This is a genomic window from Nocardia uniformis NBRC 13702 (genome assembly GCF_001613345.1).
Lineage (GTDB): Bacteria > Actinomycetota > Actinomycetes > Mycobacteriales > Mycobacteriaceae > Nocardia > Nocardia uniformis.
In genome coordinates, this window is sequence record NZ_BDCE01000108.1 from 1 (window position 1) to 16,690 (window position 16,690).

Annotated in this window: 17 protein-coding genes; 5 read left to right on the forward strand and 12 right to left on the reverse strand. The window is 65.8% G+C overall.

The genetic code is table 11. The features are described from left to right. Positions 1 to 525: 525 nt before the first annotated feature. The 11 genes from groL to NU1_RS36675 form a co-directional block, all read right to left on the reverse strand. Positions 526 to 2,151, reverse strand: coding sequence for a chaperonin GroEL (groL, locus tag NU1_RS36625; protein ID WP_067528831.1), 1,626 nt, complete (start codon positions 2,149 to 2,151; stop codon positions 526 to 528). Positions 2,152 to 2,391: 240 nt separating this feature from the next. Further along, on the reverse strand, positions 2,392 to 3,114 hold the full coding sequence (locus NU1_RS36630; RefSeq protein ID WP_067528832.1) for a Clp protease N-terminal domain-containing protein: 723 nt from the start codon (positions 3,112 to 3,114) through the stop codon (positions 2,392 to 2,394). 63 nt (positions 3,115 to 3,177) lie between these two features. Continuing rightward, the gene (locus NU1_RS36635; RefSeq protein WP_067528833.1) at positions 3,178 to 3,531 is read right to left on the reverse strand and encodes a PH domain-containing protein; all 354 of its coding nucleotides are present in this window, start codon (positions 3,529 to 3,531) and stop codon (positions 3,178 to 3,180) included. Positions 3,532 to 3,634: 103 nt separating this feature from the next. Further along, positions 3,635 to 4,717, reverse strand: coding sequence for an NAD(P)/FAD-dependent oxidoreductase (locus tag NU1_RS36640; RefSeq protein ID WP_067528834.1), 1,083 nt, complete (start codon positions 4,715 to 4,717; stop codon positions 3,635 to 3,637). Between the two features lie 123 nt (positions 4,718 to 4,840). Beyond that, positions 4,841 to 5,731: an RNA polymerase sigma-70 factor gene (locus NU1_RS36645; protein WP_067528835.1), complete on the reverse strand. Its 891-nt coding sequence runs from the start codon at positions 5,729 to 5,731 to the stop codon at positions 4,841 to 4,843. 316 nt (positions 5,732 to 6,047) lie between these two features. Then, the gene (locus tag NU1_RS36650; protein WP_067528836.1) at positions 6,048 to 6,476 is read right to left on the reverse strand and encodes a hypothetical protein; all 429 of its coding nucleotides are present in this window, start codon (positions 6,474 to 6,476) and stop codon (positions 6,048 to 6,050) included. A 137-nt stretch (positions 6,477 to 6,613) separates the two neighbouring features. After that, positions 6,614 to 7,570, reverse strand: a complete 957-nt coding sequence (locus NU1_RS36655; protein ID WP_067528886.1) for a helix-turn-helix domain-containing protein — start codon at positions 7,568 to 7,570, stop codon at positions 6,614 to 6,616. A 302-nt stretch (positions 7,571 to 7,872) separates the two neighbouring features. Further along, the gene (locus tag NU1_RS36660) at positions 7,873 to 8,226 is read right to left on the reverse strand and encodes a UBP-type zinc finger domain-containing protein (protein ID WP_067528837.1); all 354 of its coding nucleotides are present in this window, start codon (positions 8,224 to 8,226) and stop codon (positions 7,873 to 7,875) included. Then, positions 8,226 to 9,695 carry an ATP-binding protein gene (locus NU1_RS36665; protein ID WP_067528838.1) on the reverse strand — a complete coding sequence of 490 codons (1,470 nt, stop codon included), beginning with the start codon at positions 9,693 to 9,695 and terminating at the stop codon, positions 8,226 to 8,228. The genes NU1_RS36660 and NU1_RS36665 overlap by 1 nt, the downstream gene beginning before the upstream one ends. Before the next feature lie 8 nt (positions 9,696 to 9,703). Next, complete coding sequence (locus tag NU1_RS36670; RefSeq protein ID WP_170264365.1) at positions 9,704 to 11,377, reverse strand: NAD(P)/FAD-dependent oxidoreductase; 1,674 nt, start codon at positions 11,375 to 11,377, stop codon at positions 9,704 to 9,706. Positions 11,378 to 11,429: 52 nt separating this feature from the next. Then, a complete protein-coding gene (locus NU1_RS36675; protein ID WP_067528840.1) occupies positions 11,430 to 11,615 on the reverse strand; it encodes a hypothetical protein in 186 nt (61 codons plus the stop codon). Between the two features lie 214 nt (positions 11,616 to 11,829). Here NU1_RS36675 and NU1_RS36680 point away from each other — a divergent pair, with 214 nt between their 5' ends. Then, positions 11,830 to 12,282 (forward strand): SRPBCC family protein, encoded by a 453-nt coding sequence (locus tag NU1_RS36680; protein ID WP_067528841.1) that lies wholly within the window; start codon positions 11,830 to 11,832, stop codon positions 12,280 to 12,282. A 65-nt stretch (positions 12,283 to 12,347) separates the two neighbouring features. Beyond that, a complete protein-coding gene (locus NU1_RS36685; protein WP_067528887.1) occupies positions 12,348 to 13,037 on the forward strand; it encodes an SIMPL domain-containing protein in 690 nt (229 codons plus the stop codon). Positions 13,038 to 13,086: 49 nt separating this feature from the next. On the opposite strand, the gene NU1_RS36690 is transcribed toward NU1_RS36685, so the two are convergent. Beyond that, positions 13,087 to 14,115, reverse strand: a complete 1,029-nt coding sequence (locus NU1_RS36690; protein WP_067528888.1) for a beta-ketoacyl-ACP synthase III — start codon at positions 14,113 to 14,115, stop codon at positions 13,087 to 13,089. Between the two features lie 210 nt (positions 14,116 to 14,325). Between NU1_RS36690 and NU1_RS36695 the strand changes: the two genes are divergently transcribed. From NU1_RS36695 to pssA, 3 genes are all read left to right on the forward strand, one after another. Then, positions 14,326 to 14,598: a GlsB/YeaQ/YmgE family stress response membrane protein gene (locus NU1_RS36695; RefSeq protein WP_067528842.1), complete on the forward strand. Its 273-nt coding sequence runs from the start codon at positions 14,326 to 14,328 to the stop codon at positions 14,596 to 14,598. 213 nt (positions 14,599 to 14,811) lie between these two features. Then, positions 14,812 to 15,528: a phosphatidylserine decarboxylase gene (locus tag NU1_RS36700; protein ID WP_067528889.1), complete on the forward strand. Its 717-nt coding sequence runs from the start codon at positions 14,812 to 14,814 to the stop codon at positions 15,526 to 15,528. Continuing rightward, the gene (gene pssA, locus NU1_RS36705) at positions 15,528 to 16,436 is read left to right on the forward strand and encodes a CDP-diacylglycerol--serine O-phosphatidyltransferase (protein ID WP_067528843.1); all 909 of its coding nucleotides are present in this window, start codon (positions 15,528 to 15,530) and stop codon (positions 16,434 to 16,436) included. The genes NU1_RS36700 and pssA overlap by 1 nt, the downstream gene beginning before the upstream one ends. Positions 16,437 to 16,690 lie beyond the last annotated feature (254 nt).

The following is a 16,690-nucleotide window of genomic DNA, read 5'->3' on the forward strand; positions in this document are numbered from 1 at the left end:
GCAACCATCCCAGCAGAACCAAATCCGCTGTTCGGGCCGAACCATGTGAGCATCAGGCGCTCCTCGTACGACCTCGTTTCCAAGGGGCTTCGCAGATCCGCTCGAGATACTCGAGTTGATCAGCGTCTCGGCCCCTGGTCGGTGTCCGTGTCGCTCTGACCTGGAATAAGTTACGTGTTGGCGAATGCAGTGTCAAATCGGCTGGTCAGAGGCCCAAAACTTAGTTGGCACGTTCGCACGATTGCGACCTGCCCGCACGAACTTTCGAAGAAGTCGCCTAAAACAATGCGACCGGTCCCTTCGAATGCGTCGAAAGCCAATCATCCGAATCGGTTAACCCGCCTTGCTTCCGCACGATCCGTGCGCTGGGACCCACGGAATCCGACCCACCGAATGAATTCCCACACGGCGTCCCGGGCCTCGCATCCCACCGATAACGCCGAAGACCGGCCCACCCGTAGGTGGACCGGTCTTCGGTGAGTGCTGCGAGAACCGGGATGGTTCAGCGCGGACTGCTGATCGGAATCAGAAGTCCATGCCGCCCATGCCGCCGGTCGGATCGCCGCCCGCGGGGGCAGCCTTCTCCGGCTTGTCGGCGACGACGGCCTCGGTGGTGAGGAACAGAGCCGCGATGGAGGCCGCGTTCTGCAGGGCCGAGCGGGTGACCTTGACCGGGTCGGCAACGCCGGCGGCCAGCAGGTCGACGTACTCGCCCGAATCGGCGTTCAGGCCGTGGCCCGCCGGGAGGTTCGAGACCTTCTCGGCGACAACGCCGGGCTCCAGGCCCGCGTTGAAGGCGATCTGCTTCAGCGGCGCGGACAGCGCGACGCGAACGATGTTCGCACCGGTGGCCTCGTCACCCTCGAGCTTCAGCTCGTCGAGAGCCGGAGCCGACTGCACGAGAGCCACGCCGCCACCGGCGACAATGCCCTCTTCGACGGCGGCCTTGGCGTTACGCACGGCATCTTCGATGCGGTGCTTGCGCTCCTTGAGCTCGACCTCGGTCGCGGCACCGGCCTTGATGACCGCAACACCGCCGGCCAGCTTGGCCAGGCGCTCCTGCAGCTTCTCGCGGTCGTAATCCGAATCCGAGTTCTCGATCTCGGTGCGGATCTGCGCAACGCGGCCCTTGATGGCCTCCGCGTCGCCGGCGCCCTCGACGATGGTGGTCTCGTCCTTGGTGATGACGACCTTGCGGGCCTGGCCCAGCAGCTCGATGCCGGCGGTGTCCAGGGACAGGCCGACCTCTTCGCTGATGACCTCGCCACCGGTGAGGATGGCGATATCGGCCAGCATGGCCTTGCGGCGGTCACCGAAGCCCGGCGCCTTGACGGCGATGGACTTGAAGGTGCCACGGATCTTGTTGACCACCAGGGTGGAAAGGGCTTCGCCCTCGACGTCCTCGGCGATGATCAGCAGCGGCTTACCGGCCTGGATAACCTTCTCCAGCAGCGGCAGCAGGTCCTTGACGGTCGAGATCTTCGAGCCGACCAGCAGGATGTACGGATCCTCGAGCGAGGCTTCCTGACGCTCCGGGTCGGTGACGAAGTAGCCCGAGATGTAGCCCTTGTCGAAGCGCATGCCCTCGGTGAGCTCCAGCTGGAGCCCGAAGGTGTTGCTCTCCTCGACGGTGATGACACCTTCCTTGCCGACCTTGTCCATGGCCTCGGCGATGAGCTCGCCGATGGACGAGTCGCCAGCCGAGATACCAGCGGTAGCGGCGATCTGCTCCTTGGTCTCGACCTCCTTGGCGGACTCCAGGAGGCGGGCAGTGACGGCCTCGACGGCCTTCTCGATGCCACGCTTCAGACCCAGCGGGTTGGCGCCGGCCGCGACATTGCGCAGGCCTTCGCGCACCAGCGCCTGGGCGAGCACGGTCGCGGTGGTGGTGCCGTCGCCAGCGACGTCATCGGTCTTCTTGGCAACTTCCTTGACGAGCTCCGCGCCGATCTTCTCGTACGGATCCTCGAGCTCGATTTCCTTTGCGATGGAGACACCATCGTTGGTGATGGTGGGGGCGCCCCACTTCTTCTCCAGCACGACGTTGCGACCCTTGGGGCCCAGCGTCACCTTGACAGCGTCGGCCAGGGCGTTCAGACCCCGTTCGAGACCGCGGCGAGCCTCTTCGTCGTACGCAATTGTCTTGGCCATTGCGTTGAGATCCTCCAGATCAGGGGATTGACACGATCTGGCCAGGCGCGGTGCCCGCGACGGACGACCAGGGTTACCGGCCTCACCGTCCCGACCTAGCACTCACAAGTCGAGAGTGCCAAAGCCATTTCTAGCACTCACCGATGGCGAGTGCAAGGTCGGGGTGGGCGCCCCCAACCACCGCAAAGAGGAGTCCGGGGGACTTGCCCCCGGACTCGGCGAAGGTGCGCACGACGCGAACTATTTGCCCGAGGTGATGGAGGCCAGCAGGGCGGCGATATCCGATTCGACCGATGCCTTGTCCAATCCGAGGCCGGAGAGCAGGCCGGTGCCGTCCTCGAGTTCCAGCAGGGCCAACAGGATGTGCTCGGTGCCGATGTAGTTGTGGCCCATGCGCAGGGCTTGCCGGAACGTGAGTTCGAGCGCCTTGGTGGTCTGCGCGTCGAATGGAATGAGAGCGGGCGGGGCCGCGTCCCCGGCAGCGGGGATATTGGCCTCGGCCACCCGGCGAACCGCGTCGGCGGCAATGCCCTTCGCGGTGATGGCCTGCACCGCAAGACCTTCGGGCTCGCTGAGCAGGCCCAGGATCAGATGCGATGTGTGGATCTCCGCATTGCCGGCCGTGCGGGCCTCCTCCTGCGCGGCCACCACCACATTGCGGGCACGCGGGGTGAACTTGGCGAAACCGGCATTGGGGTCCATGGCCTCGGTCGGAGCTCCCGGGGCCTTGGGGACGAAGCGCTTCTGGGCGGCCTGCTTGGTGACTCCCATGCTGGAACCGATCTCGGTCCAGGAGGCGCCGGAGCGGCGGGCCTGATCCACGAAGTGGCCGATCAGGTGGTCGGCCAGGCCATCGAGGTGATCACCGAGAACCACCGCGTCGGACAGCTGTTCCAGCACATTGTCGGGGCGGGCCTTCTTGATGCCATCGATCAGGTCGTCGAGGCGGAGCGAGTGCGTCATGCGTCAACTATAGGTTGACCATTGAGCATTGGTCAACCATTAGTTGACGATAGTGCCGACGGACTAGCGCCCGATCGCGGTCCGCAGCTTCGACACCACCCGGTCCGGACGCTCGACCTCGACCACCACCCGCGCGTACTTCCCATCGGACAGCTCGATGACCACCGCCTTCTCCGGATTCCGCACATCCCAGAAGGTCCGCTTACCCTTATGGAGGTAGGTCCCCGCCGTGATCACCCGCGGCAGGTAGGTACCTCCGAAGCGAATACCCCTGGGCTTGCGAGCCAGCTCCGGATCGAGCTCCACCCCGCGCACCTCGCTCAGTGGAATCACCACGCGCCGCTTCAATGTCCACAACCGGTGCCAGCCCTGCGGCTCCACAACCAGCGTCCGTCCCTCGGTGCGCACTTCCGCCATGCCACATTCCTCCACTCGACGAAACCGGACCCGGACAATCGGCCCATATCCGATCATTCCCGAATCCGGAGCCGAGTGGCGGTAAGCCGACACGCCCGGATTCCTAGGGGCGAGCAGTCCAGGCCGCGCCGCGGACGACTCCCTCCTTGAACCAGGCTGCGGAGCGACCGGTCAGGACGGTGCCGGTGGGTGTGTCGTCGGCTCGGAGGAATTGGATTACGCCGTCGCGGCGACCGAGGCTCAGGCACTGGATGTAGTAGCGGAAACGCAAGGGATGAGCCGGTTTTCCGTGCAGAGCGTCGGCGATGGCGGCGGCCGCCCGGGTACCGGTGGGCAGCGCGGTGGCGCAGGCCATGCGCAGGTCACGGTCGCCGGGGCCGGGGATTACGGCGGCGTCGCCCGCGGCGTAGATCTCCGGGTGCGATTGCGAGCGCATGGCCGTGTCAACCAGGACGCGACCGCGGTGGTCGACCGCCAGACCGGAGTCGGCAGCCAGCTCCGGGACGGCGAAACCGGTTGTCCACAGCACTGTTTCGGCGTCGACGTGGTCGCCGTCGGCGAGGTCGAGGCCGGTCGGGGTCACCGCTATGACCTTGGTGCCGGAACGGACCCGCACGCCGAGCCGATCCAGGACCGCCGCCACGTGCGCACCCGCCCGATCCGACAGCCAGGCCGCCGGTTCCGCGGAGGTGATCAGCAGCACCGACAGATCCGGTCGGGTCTCAGCCAATTCGGTCGCCACCTCGATACCGGTCGAGCCGCCGCCGACCACCGCGACTCGGCCGGTGAGGGCGGGTACGCGGGCGGTGTCCTCCGGTGTCGCGACCGAATGCGCGTATTCGGCCACGCCGGGGGTGGTGGCGTCCGCGATACTGCCGAGGGCGTAGGCGAGCGAGTCGTAGGCGATCTCCCAGTCACCGTCCAGGGCCACCAGGCGAGCGCGGGTGTCGATGTGGGTGGCGCGGGCCTGGACGAATTCGATGCCCTTGCGCTCCAGCCGCTCCCGCAGGTTCCAGCGCGGTACCGGCTGGCCGACCAGAGCCTGATGCAGGCGTACCCGCTCGACGAATTCCGCTCGCGCGTCGATCACCGTGACCCGCGCGCCGCGCACTTTCGCCGCGCGCCCGGCCGCCGACAATCCCGCGTAACCCGCGCCGAGTACGACAATCCGATGCTGTTCGGTCATTGGAGTGACTCCTTTCGAAGGGCCGATACTCCTCAGACCGGATAGCGATGCCATCCCTGACAGCTCCGAGACGTGTGCTGCGTCACTGTGGCCCGTCGACGATGGCGACCGCCCCCGCGGCGATCAGCGAGATGTCTTGTCGGTGCGGGCGAAATAGTCCAGCTTGTCCGGGTTCAAGATCAATCGGACAGCATGCACCAGGTCACCGGATACATCGAACGCGGCGACCACCAGTACGACGCCGGTGACCCGAACCACCAGGGCGAGAGCACCATTGACCTCTTCGACGGAGAACTCCAGCTCCGAGATATCACGATCGAGCAGGCCGGTGAGGTAGCGGGCCACCCGATTCGCACCCGCGATCGGCCTGCGGGCGGCGGTTACCTTGCCGCCACCGTCCGCCCTGGCCACGATATCGGTGGCGAACATGCGCTCCAGTGCGGTCACATCCCCGGAACGGGCCGCGAACAGGAAGCGGTCCAGCAGTTCTCGCACGCGCTCGGGGGTCGCGTCGAAGCGCGGGCGCTCGTCGCGCACCCGCTGGCCCGCACGCCGATACAGCTGTTGCGAATTGGCCTCGGAAAGCCGCAGCATGTCGGCGATTTCGCGGTGTGTGTAGCCGAAAGCCTCGCGCAGTACGAAAACCGCGCGCTCGGTGGGCGTCAATCGTTCCAGCAGTGCGAGGAAGGCCAGCGACACCGACTCCCGCTGCTGCGCCGATTCCAGCGGTCCGAGTTCACCGTCGCCGGTTCGCACCGGCTCCGGAAGCCACTCCCCCACATAGGTTTCGCGGCGGGCACGCGCCGAATCCAGCCAGCTGCGGCACTGATTGACCAGCACCGTGGTCAACCAGGCTTCGGCGGAGCGGATTTCGGCGCGATCGGCACCGTCCCAGCGCAGGTAGACCTCCTGCACCGCATCCTCGGCCTCACTCGCCGACCCCAACATGCGGTACGCGAGCGCGAACAACCGCCGACGCTGCCGTTCGAATTCCGACAGCCCACCGATGTCCACTGGCCCACCCGTTCTCGCACTACTAGGTCGAGCGGGGACGATACGCCTACGTGACCGCCGAACGCTGTGACCACTCGCACGCCGCCACGGTCCGCGCGCTACCAATGAACGGCCGACCGATCCCTATTGGCGATCGACTGCACCCGACCGCCCAGGCAATTCGGACTGGCATCGACCGCTGGGGTACCCACACCGTCATTTCGGCGTGGGTTTGGCCGGAATCCACTGCGATTGGTTCAGGCATACCGAGTGTGGATCCCGGCCAAAAGCACGCCGGGATGACGAGCGGTCACCGTTCGAGCCGATGATCGCCGAATTACTTCGCGGCGACGCGGATGGCTACGGCGACGGGGGTGTCGGTGTAGGTCTGGGCCAGGCAGGCGAGTTTGGCGGTGCCGAGGGCGACGTTGGGGCTACCTTCCAGCTCTGAGCCCGGGTTGGCGGTCAGGACCTGATCGATCACCTGTTTCTGGGTGTCGTCGGTGAGGTCGCGGAATTCGCCGCAGGTGGTTTGCGCGCCATTGGCCGTGGTCTGCTTCGCCAGGGCCGGGGTGGTCGGCGCGTCAGCGGGCGGCTCCACGACCGTGAACGTGGTTGTGGTGGGCGCGGTGGTGTGCGCCTCGGAGCTACTGGACTGCGTTACCTTGCGCAGCCCGTTCACCTCAGGGGACTCGTCCTGCCCACAGCCGGACAGCCCCAACGCCAGCGCGCCGAACGCGCAGACGATGACCGACATTCGCTTCATACCGTGCTTTCCGAGTGTGTTCTGGGCGCCGGACCTGCCCGGCGCTCGCAGCAGCGTACCGGGTGGGCACGATGCCGGGGAGGCGAGCAGGAAACAGGACGGTCGCTTCAGCACCTTCGCACGTTCGGCAGGGGTGGCTATCGCTCACGCGCGATGGACCGCCACTCCCGCGGGGTCATCCCGTACGCCTGGCGGAATCGGCGTGCGAAATGCGAGGGATCACGAAAACCCCCGAGCGCCGCGATCACCGCGATCGACCGATGACCATTGCGGGGACGGACCAGTTCGGCCCGTACCCGTTCCAGTCGCTGACCGATAATCCACTGCTCCAAACGGAAATCCGCACTGTGACAGAGCTTGTACAGATAGCGCACCGACACGCTGTGGGCGCGGGCGATCGATTCCGGGCCGAGGTCGCAGTCGGTGAGGTTGCGGCGCACATATTCCCGAACCTGGGTCAGGAGGATGTCGGCGGGCACCGCGGTTCCGTCGACGCTGTTCGCGCCGGCGGCCGAGGTCAGCAACGCGCGCACCAATTCTGTACTCGCGCTGCCGAGTTCCCTGGCGGCCGGATCGGAGGTGAGTGTGTCGGCTCGGCGCACGAGCAGTTCGATGTGACTGGACATCAGGTCGTGGAGCGGGCTGGCCAGTAGCCGCAGCGCCGCCGTTCGAATCGTTTCGGCCGGCAGCCCCAACTGCTCCAGCGGCACCAGCACGGCGGAGAATCTCGATAGTTCACGCCAACCGACTTCGTACGGCAGGTTGTAGTCCAGGACGAACAACTCATTCGACCAGACCGCCTCATGAGCACCGAAGCGGTGCCAGGTGGTCCCCGATTCGGCCAATCCCAGCGCAATTACCGGTGACGGTCCGCCGCATACCTGCTTCCCCGTACGAAGGAGCCGGAATCCGGAGCACTCGACGTGATAGATCGTTGCCGCGCCGAGTTCCCACAGGTCGAAACGCGCGTTCAGTTGATCGCCGGCGGTCTCGGGCAGGACGTACTGTGGCGCGGCGGCACGGACCACATGATCGGCCACCATGTCTGCACGCTCATCGGGACGGACCCCGTACGTATCCAGCACAGTCGCCATGACGTCCTCCGGAAGCATCCACGACGGTCACCGCTGCGCGACCACAACCGTGCGCCCTCGGACCGGACTCGTGCGTTCACAGTCGATTCTCGCCGCCGCGGTCCGCCTATGGTGACAAAACCGGCTCTCCTTTGCTGGCTGTTTGGGATACAGGGCTCCCGCCCGCACATCGGGGACGTGATCCAAGGGCGCTCCCGGGGATCACCTGCCGCGCACGCTGTCGATGACGCCAGATGGGCAGCAGGTCATCCCGCCCACCGATAGGCGAGCGGGGCCATCCGCGATTCAGGTGGCCGCGCTGATCAATTCAGGTGACGCTGCCAATCCGCGGGCACCCGGTCACGCGGTCCCGGCACCGTCTGATCCAGCGGATGATGCCGCGGTGCCGCCAATTCCGGACCCTCCCCATAGGTCTCGCTGGTGGCGTAGTTCCAGAACCACTCCTCGCCCGGCTCGTAACTCTGCACGAACTGGTGGCCGGTCTGCTTGAAATGCTTGGTGGCGTGCTGGGACGGGGAGCTGTCGCAACAACCCACGTGGCCGCACTGGGCGCAGCGGCGCAGATGCACCCACCAGCCCTGGGCCGCGTCGCATTCCACACAGCCGGGACCGCTGGGGGCCACCGCGGCGTCGATTCCCTCGATCTGCTTCGACATCACTTTCCTCCCGTATCGGATTGTGCCGCTTCGATTTCCGCGCCCTTCGGCGGATTCAGCGGCAGCCGGACGATGAAGCGGGTATTACCGGGCTCGGATTCCACGCGAATATCGCCACCGTGCTTGTTCACCACAATGCGGAACGAGATGTCCAGACCCAGCCCGGTGCCCTCACCGACCGGTTTGGTGGTGAAGAACGGCTCGAAGATTCGGGTACGGATATCCGGTGGCACACCGGGGCCATCGTCGCCGATTTCCACTACCGCACAGTCGTTCTCGCGATAGGTGCGCACCGTGAGGGTGCCGTGGCTGTTCATCGCGGCAATGGCATTGTCGATCAGGTTCGTCCACACCTGATTCAGTTCCGCCGCGAAGCAGGGCACGGGCGCCAGCCCGCGGTCGTACTCCTTGACCACCTCGATATCGTCACCGATCTTGCGGCCCAACATGACCAGGGTGCTGTCCAATAATTCGTGGATATCCACCACCTGGAAGGGCGCGCGGTCCATCTGCGAATACTGTTTGGCCGCGTTCACCAAAGACGATATGCGGGTGGTGGAGTCGGCGATCTCGTTCATGAGCAGCTCGGTCTCGACCGTGTAGTTGAGCCAGCGGATCGCGCCCTCGAACACACCCTCACAATCGGCGAGCGCGCCGTGCACCCTCTCCAACCAGTCGATATCGAATCCGGCCTGTACAAAGTTGGGCGCGAGGTCCCAGCCGTTCGAAATACCGTGCGCCTGGAGCCAATCGCCGAGTTCGTCCTCACGATCGGCGGCCTCCAGCGACGTGAGCGTCGGAGCCTTGGCGACCTGTGCGGCCGCCTCCTCCTGAAACTGCACCAGCGCCTCGAGGGTATTGGAGTCGAATGTGCCGTGCGCCATCATCTTGAGCTTGTGGCGCATTCCGGCGACGCGCTCACGCAGCGATGAGGTGGCCCGAACCGCCGCTGCCGCAGGGTTGTTCAACTCGTGCGTCAAACCCGCCGACAGCGAACCGAGGGCCAGCAGGCGTTCGCGCTGCCCGAGGATCTCATTGGAATTGCGGTTGCCGAAGAACACGCCCTCCAGCAGGTGCAGCGCCATCGGGAACCACTCCTGCATGACGCGGGCGAAGGTGCCCGCATCCAGGACGAAGAATTTCGACGGACGGGTCACATAGAACGAGCCGGAGTAGTTCTGGTCGACCTTGTCGCCCATATACGCCGTCCACGCGCCGGCGTAGGAACCGTGATGGCTGGTACGCACCAGCTCGATCTCCTCGCCACCGGACAGTTTGGTCAACACCACCTCGCCGTCCATGAGCACGTAGAAGCAGGTGGCGGGATCACCCTCCCGGAATACCGGACCCGGTTCGAAATACTCGACGCGACCCTCGCGGCACAGCAGGGCCAGCTGCTCGTCGTCCAGCTTCTCGAACAGGAACAGATCCCGTAATTCGTTGGGATCGCAAATCACCTGGGCGCCCATCAGGCCTCCTACTGTTTCGCCAGGTAGCGGTGCACGAGCATGACGGCCATGGCACCTTCGCCCACCGCCGACGCCACCCGTTTCGCCGAGTCCGATCGCACATCACCGGCCACGAAGACGCCGGGCACGCTGGTTTCCAGATGGCCGGGCGGCCGGGGCAGCTCCCAGCCCGCCGGACGTTCACCGTCCACCATGAGATCGGGTCCGGCCACCACGTATCCGTCGCTGTCGCGCTGCACCACACCGTCCAGCCACTCGGTTTCCGGTGCGGCACCGATGAACAGGAACAGCCGCTCCGCCTCGACCTTCTCCTCGACACCGGTGTCGTTATCGCGTAGGACGATTCGCTCCAGGTGATCGTCACCGTCGACGGAGACCACCTCGGTGCGGGTGTGCACCTTGATATTCGGGATACGCTCGATCTGCTGAATCAGGTAGTGCGACATGGAATCCACCAGTGACTCCGCCCGCACCAGAATGTGCACATCGCGCGCGTGCCGGGATAGGAAGACTGCCGCCTGGCCCGCCGAATTCGCCCCGCCGACAATGTAGACGTCACGTTCGGAGCAATCGGAGGCCTCGGTCATTGCGGAGCCGTAGTAGACGCCGCGGCCGGTGAAGTCGTCCACGCCGGGGGCCGGGTGGTGCCGGTAGTTGACGCCGGTCGCGATGAGTACCGCGTGCCCCGCGATATGGCCGCCGTCGGCGAACTTCACCACACGCGCGGAACCACAGGGTTCGATGGTCTGCACCTCACGGGCGGTCACCAGCTCGGCGCCGAATTTGACCGCTTGTCGCCGCGCCCGATCGGCCAGTTGCGCGCCGGACAATCCATCCGGGAAGCCCAGGTAGTTCTCGATGCGGGAGCTCTGCCCGGCCTGGCCGCCGGTCGCGGTGCGCTCGACCAGAACGGTGCGCAAGCCCTCCGACGCGCCGTAAACCGCCGCGCCCAAACCGGCGGGGCCGCCGCCGATCACAATGAGGTCGTAGAACTCACCCGATGGGTTGGTATTCAGACCCACGCTGGCAGCCAGTTGCGCGTCGCTCGGCTCCATCAGCGCTTCCCCGGCCGGATTGATGACCACCGGGCACTGGTCCTCGGTGGCTCCCGCCGCCGTCAACAGTCGCGCGCCCTCCGGCTCATCGGCCAGGTACCAGCGATACGGCAGCTGATTGCGCGCCAGGAATTCCCGCACCTCCGAACAGCGTGCCGACCAGCGGTGTCCGACCACCTTGGTTTCGGTCACCGGCCGCCGCTCATCACCGCGCCACGCCTCCAGCAGTGCGTCGATCACCGGGTACAGCTTCTCCTCCGGCGGATCCCAGGGCTTGAGCAGATAGTGATCGAGATCGACCACATTGATCGCCTCGATGGCGGCATTGGTGTCGGCATAGGCGGTCAGCAGTACGCGGCGGGCATGCGGATGCAGGTCCATGGCCTGCTCGAGAAATTCGATGCCATCCATACCGGGCATCCGGTAGTCGGCAATGAGGACCGCGACCGGCTGACCACGCAGCTTCATCTCCCGGAGGGCATCGAGCGCGTCCGCACCGGACTCGGCCCGCAGAATTCGATAGTCCGCCCCGTAGCGGCGGCGCAGGTCGCGGACCACCGCACGTGAGACGCCGGGATCGTCGTCCACGCTGAGAATGGCCGGTTTCACGGCAGCAGGTGAAGTCACCTAACGAGTATGAACGTCGACGTCAAACCGGGCCGACGCGTTCGCCGCGGGCTCAAATCTGATGCTGCTGAACCAGATCGAGCTCGGACGGGGTGAGCAGCCGTTCGAGGCGCTCCTCATTGGGCGGTCGGGACCGCTTGCCGGAGTTCATGGACCGAATCTCATCGGTTTCTGGCGGCGGCAGCAGGGGCACGGTCTCGTTGCCCTGCTTGCGTTGAAGGAGCGAGCGCAGATTCACGGCCGATCACCTCACGTTTCAGTCGAAGCTGGAGGCAGTGTCTTGCTACGTCTATCAGCCATTGTGCGCCGGTTATTACGTGCAGCGCCGCCAGCGCACCGGAATGTGATCTAGTTGATTTTCAGTGTTCGGCCCTCTGTTCGATTGCCGCGGCCACACCGGGCCCAACTAGGATGTGTTCCACCCCTAGTTCCAGCTCCCGGAGGCCTGAGCGTTGCCCAAGAACATCGAAGCCAGCATCGATATCGCCGCGGCGCCGGAAAAGGTCTGGGCGGTCATCTCCGATCTCAAGCGGATGCCGGAATTCAGCCCGCAAACCCTGCGTATGCAGCCCCTCGGGGCCGTTCGCACCGGAACCTGGACCCTCAACTTCAATACCGACGGCAAGGCCTACTGGCCCACCACATCCCGCGTGGTCCGCTTCGAGCCGAATAAGGCCATTGCCTTCCGGGTCCCGATGAACCGCACCGTGTGGAGCTTCATTCTCGAGCCCACCACCGATGGCACCCGGCTCGTACAGCGTCGCGACTGCCCGAACGGCACCACCACCTGGATCTCGCGCAAGGCCATCGATGCCGCCATGGGCGGCGAGAAGCCGTTCGAGGAGAAGCTCGAGCAGGGGATGCGCGAAACCCTCAGCAAGATCAAGGCCGTCGTCGAGAAGTAGGTGGTTACGGCATCGCAGCCGTTTCTACCGGGTTGGACGTCGGCGCGGGCGTAGGTTCGCTGGGTATGCGACGAATGACAACCATCTGTGCCGCAGCCGCCGGTTTCGCGCTGGTGCTGACCGGCTGCGGTAGTTCCGATTCCGACCGCGATCGCAATGTCAGCGTGGTCGGCACCGGGGAGGTACGGGGTGCGCCCGACATCCTCAATGCCGATCTCGGCGCCCAGGTGAACGCTGGCGATGTATCCGCCGCGGTGGACGGCGTGAACGCCAAGGCCAAGGCCATGGCCGATGCCATGGTGAATGCCGGGGTGCAGCGCGAGGATATTCAGACGAGCCAACTATCGGTACAGCCGGAGTACGCGCCGGAGGGCCGCAATATCACCGGCTATCGCGCCACCAATTCGGTCCACGTCGTGGTGCGTGACCTGAGCAAGGCGTCGGCGGTGTTGGACGCCGCGGTCAAGGCCGGGGGCAATGACACTCGCATCAGCAATGTGTCCTTCGATCTGGCGGACAACTCCACCCTGTTGACCGATGCGCGCGCCCGCGCCTTCGAGGACGCGAAATCCCGTGCGCAGGAGTATGCGGACCTGTCCGGACTGAAGCTCGGTGAGGTCGAGACCATTACCGAGAGCAGCAATGGCGGAAACACTCCGATGTATCGCGAATCCGCGCCCACCAGCGATTTCGCCCTGGAACCCGGTCAGCAGACGGTGAGCTTCACGGTGCAGGTCACCTGGAATTTGAAGTAACCGACCGTCATCCCGGCGGTATTCACGCGGCCGGGACGACGGTGCGGCGCTACTTCCAGTTCGGCAGCGTGACCACCTGCGCGGCGTAGGACAGACCCGCGCCGAAGGCGATGAGCAGCGCGGTGCCGCCCGGTTTGGCATCGCCGTTACGCAGCAGGGCCTCCATGGCCAGCGGAATCGAAGCGGCGGAGGTATTTCCGGCCTCCTCGATGTCATTGGCCAGCGCGCAATTCTCCGGCAGTTTCAGGACGCGGGCCATGATCTCGATAATCCGGCCATTGGCCTGGTGCGGGATCATGGCGTCCAGGTCGTCGACGGTGATTCCGGCGCTGTCCACGGCATCGCGGCACACCTTCTCCAGCGAATGCGCGGCCCAGCGGAATACGGCCGTACCCTCCATCGCCAGATACGGGCGCACCGCGTCGGTGCCCTGCTCGTCGATCTCGCGGAAGAACTCCATCCAGTCCTTGTCCTGGCGGATCGCGTGATGCTGGGTGCCGTCCGAACCCCAGACGGTGGGGCCGATATTGGGCTCCTCCGACGGGCCGACCACCACCGCGCCCGCACCGTCGGCGAAGAGGAAGGCGGTGGAGCGATCCTTGGGATTGATGGTGTCGGTGAGCTTCTCGACGCCGATCACCAGCACGTTCCGGGCGGTGCCGCCCTTGACGAGATCCGAGGCCACCGCGAGCGCATGGCAGAAACCGGCGCAGCCGGCCGAGATATCGAACGCGGCGGCGCCGTTGATCCCCAATTCGGTGGCGACCTGCGGCGCGGCGGCCGGGGTGAGGAGCAGCCAGGTCGAGGTAGCGACTATGACGCAATCGATGTGATCGGCGGCTATCTCGGCGGCCTCGATGGCGTCCCTGGCGGCCGCCACGCTCATACTCTTGACGGTTTCGTCCGCGTCGGCGAACCGGCGGGTCTTGATCCCCGAGCGGGTACGGATCCATTCGTCACTCGAATCGATCGGTCCCGCGACCTCGTCATTGGTTACGACCCTTGCTGGGCGATAGACGCCGAGCCCAAGGATCGCGGTGTGCTCTGCCCCTCGGATCGAGGCAAGTCGAGCCGGCATCATCTTCTCCTATGTACTGCGCGTCGAGCTGTCACCTTCATCGGGTCCCCCACGGCCGGCCTGCGACACCGTAGACATGAGGCCCCCTCATATTAATCGGAACAGGCTCGACCGCGAGTGCGTATTCTCACTACTGAGGGGTATTGCAATGTGGGCCACGTCGGTTCACCCCGACTGGTTCACCCGTTTCTCGGATCAAGGGAGAACAGCATGCTCGGCCTCGGGATCATCGGCTGGATCATCATTGGCGGACTCGCCGGATGGATTGCCAGCAAATTCATGGGCACTGACGCCCAACAGGGCATCTTGCTAAATATCGTCGTCGGCGTGGTGGGCGGCCTACTCGGCGGCTGGATTCTCACCCTCTTCGGTGTCGACGTTGAGGGCGCAGGCCTCATCTTCAGCTTCCTCACCTGCCTGGGCGGCGCGACGATCCTGCTGTTCCTGGTGAAGCTGGTGACAGGACGCCGCGCAGGCGTCTGATTCCGCCCCACACGCGTCAGTGACTCGACGTACGGGCACCGGTCGGCCATGCGCCGCGCCGGTGCCCTGTCACGTCACGGCAACTTCTCGGCATCCTTTCGGCATGATCTGCGGTATCGCACCTACAGCCGAGAACACGAGGGAGGCGGCGCATTCCCGTAAGGTGTGAGCGCGGTCCCTGACCGCCCCTATCCACGCATGAAAGAGGAGCTTGTGGCCCGCCGTCCCACCCCGCCCGGCACTCCCGAAACCACCGGACTCGGCCATGTGGCCGATCTGGTTCGCTCCGCGATCCCGCCGCTGCATCCCGCCGGTCTGCCGTTCGTCGCGGCCCCGCTGGCCGTGGCCGCGATCGGATACCGGCGCAAGTGGGTGCGTCGCGCGGGCCTAGCAGCCGCGGCCGCCTGCGCCACCTTCTTCCGGCATCCGCACCGGGTGCCGCCGAACCGGGCCGGAGTGATCGTCTCCGCCGCCGACGGTGAGGTCGCACTGGTCGATACCGCCGTGCCGCCCGCCGAGCTCGGGCTGGGTGATCAGCCGTTGCCGCGCGTGAGCGTCTTCCTGTCCGTACTCGATGTGCATGTGCAGCGGGTTCCGGTCAGCGGTGTGGTCACCGAGATCGCCTATAAGAAGGGGCAGTTCCTCTCCGCCGACCTGCCCGATGCCAGCGAAGCCAATGAGCGCAACAGCATGGTGCTGGAAACCGAGGGCGGACAACGCCTGGTGGTGGTGCAGATCGCGGGACTGCTGGCGCGTCGCATCATCTGTGAGGCCAAGGTCGGCGACAAGCTGGCCATCGGTGACACCTACGGACTCATCCGGTTCGGCTCCCGCGTGGACACCTACTTCCCGATCGGCACCCGCCTGCTCGTCAACCCGGGCCAGCGCACTATCGGCGGGGAAACGGTGCTGGCCGAACTGGATTCATGATGGAGCAGCTTGCGCCTTCTCCCACCGATCATCAGCGCCGAGGTCGCCGCACCGTGCGGTTGCTGCCCAGCATGGTCACCATTCTGGGGCTGTGCTCGGGTCTGTCGGCGGTGAAGTTCGGTATCGAGGGCAAGCTCGGTATCGCGCTGGCGCTGGTCGGCGCGGCCGCCATTTTCGACATGCTGGACGGTCGGCTGGCCCGCATGCTGGATGCCACCACCAAAATGGGCGCGGAGCTGGATTCGCTGTCCGACGCCATTGCCTTCGGTGTCGCACCCGCCCTGGTGCTGTACGTGACATTCCTGCATACCGACAGTGTCGGCTGGATCCTCGCGCTCATGTTCGCGGTCTGCATGGTGTTGCGGCTGGCCCGCTTCAACACCCTGATGGACGACGACGACAACATCCCCGACTGGCAGCGTGAATATTTCGTCGGCGTGCCCGCCCCGGCCGGAGCGCTGGTCGTGCTGCTGCCGATCGCGCTGTCGGAGCAGTTCGGCGACGGCTGGTGGGTGAGCTTCCCGGCGGTGGCGGTGTGGATCGTATTCACCGGCCTGCTGTGTGTGAGCACGGTGCCCACCCTGGCCGTCAAGTCGGTCTCGGTGGCCCCGCGCACCGCGCCCATTCTGCTGGTCCTGGTGGCGCTGGCCGCCGCACTGCTGGTCACCTACCCGCTGATCCTGATGATGGGATTGGTGGCGCTCTACCTCGGCCACATTCCGTTCGCCATTCGCTCGGCCCGCTGGGTCGCGGCGCGGCCGGAGACCTGGCACCACAAGCCCGCCGAACGGCGGGCCCAGCGCAAGGCCCAGCGGCGGATGCGGCCCATCGGACGGGTGTCGTCGGCGCGGCTGCGGCTGCGGCGGCCAGGAGCCCGGCAGCCGTATCGCGAAGACGCCAACCACTGAGATCACCCCACTCGGAGAAGCCGCGCGGTTCACGCAACCGCGCGGCTTCGGCCATTTTCGGCGTTCTTCGGGCCTGGTGCGTGGCTCCGCGGGATCCGGGAAACCTCCTGTGATCGGGCCGGGCCGTCCGGCACAGCCGCGGCCCTGACGAATTGCGCTACCGAACCGCCTGGCCCGGCAAGCGCGGAAGTAGCGCGGGAAAGGATGGAAGTAGTGCGGGAATTCGCGGGGCGGTCGCGAAGCGGGGCGGGGCA

Coding starts and splice junctions, on each gene's coding strand:
- groL (WP_067528831.1), bottom strand. CDS start 2,151: ATGGCCAAGACAATTGCGTACGACGAAGAGGCTCGCCGCGGTCTCGAA.
- NU1_RS36630 (WP_067528832.1), bottom strand. CDS start 3,114: ATGACGCACTCGCTCCGCCTCGACGACCTGATCGATGGCATCAAGAAG.
- NU1_RS36635 (WP_067528833.1), bottom strand. CDS start 3,531: ATGGCGGAAGTGCGCACCGAGGGACGGACGCTGGTTGTGGAGCCGCAG.
- NU1_RS36640 (WP_067528834.1), bottom strand. CDS start 4,717: ATGACCGAACAGCATCGGATTGTCGTACTCGGCGCGGGTTACGCGGGA.
- NU1_RS36650 (WP_067528836.1), bottom strand. CDS start 6,476: ATGAAGCGAATGTCGGTCATCGTCTGCGCGTTCGGCGCGCTGGCGTTG.
- NU1_RS36655 (WP_067528886.1), bottom strand. CDS start 7,570: ATGGCGACTGTGCTGGATACGTACGGGGTCCGTCCCGATGAGCGTGCA.
- NU1_RS36660 (WP_067528837.1), bottom strand. CDS start 8,226: ATGTCGAAGCAGATCGAGGGAATCGACGCCGCGGTGGCCCCCAGCGGT.
- NU1_RS36665 (WP_067528838.1), bottom strand. CDS start 9,695: ATGGGCGCCCAGGTGATTTGCGATCCCAACGAATTACGGGATCTGTTC.
- NU1_RS36685 (WP_067528887.1), top strand. CDS start 12,348: ATGCGACGAATGACAACCATCTGTGCCGCAGCCGCCGGTTTCGCGCTG.
- NU1_RS36690 (WP_067528888.1), bottom strand. CDS start 14,115: ATGCCGGCTCGACTTGCCTCGATCCGAGGGGCAGAGCACACCGCGATC.
- NU1_RS36695 (WP_067528842.1), top strand. CDS start 14,326: ATGCTCGGCCTCGGGATCATCGGCTGGATCATCATTGGCGGACTCGCC.
- pssA (WP_067528843.1), top strand. CDS start 15,528: ATGGAGCAGCTTGCGCCTTCTCCCACCGATCATCAGCGCCGAGGTCGC.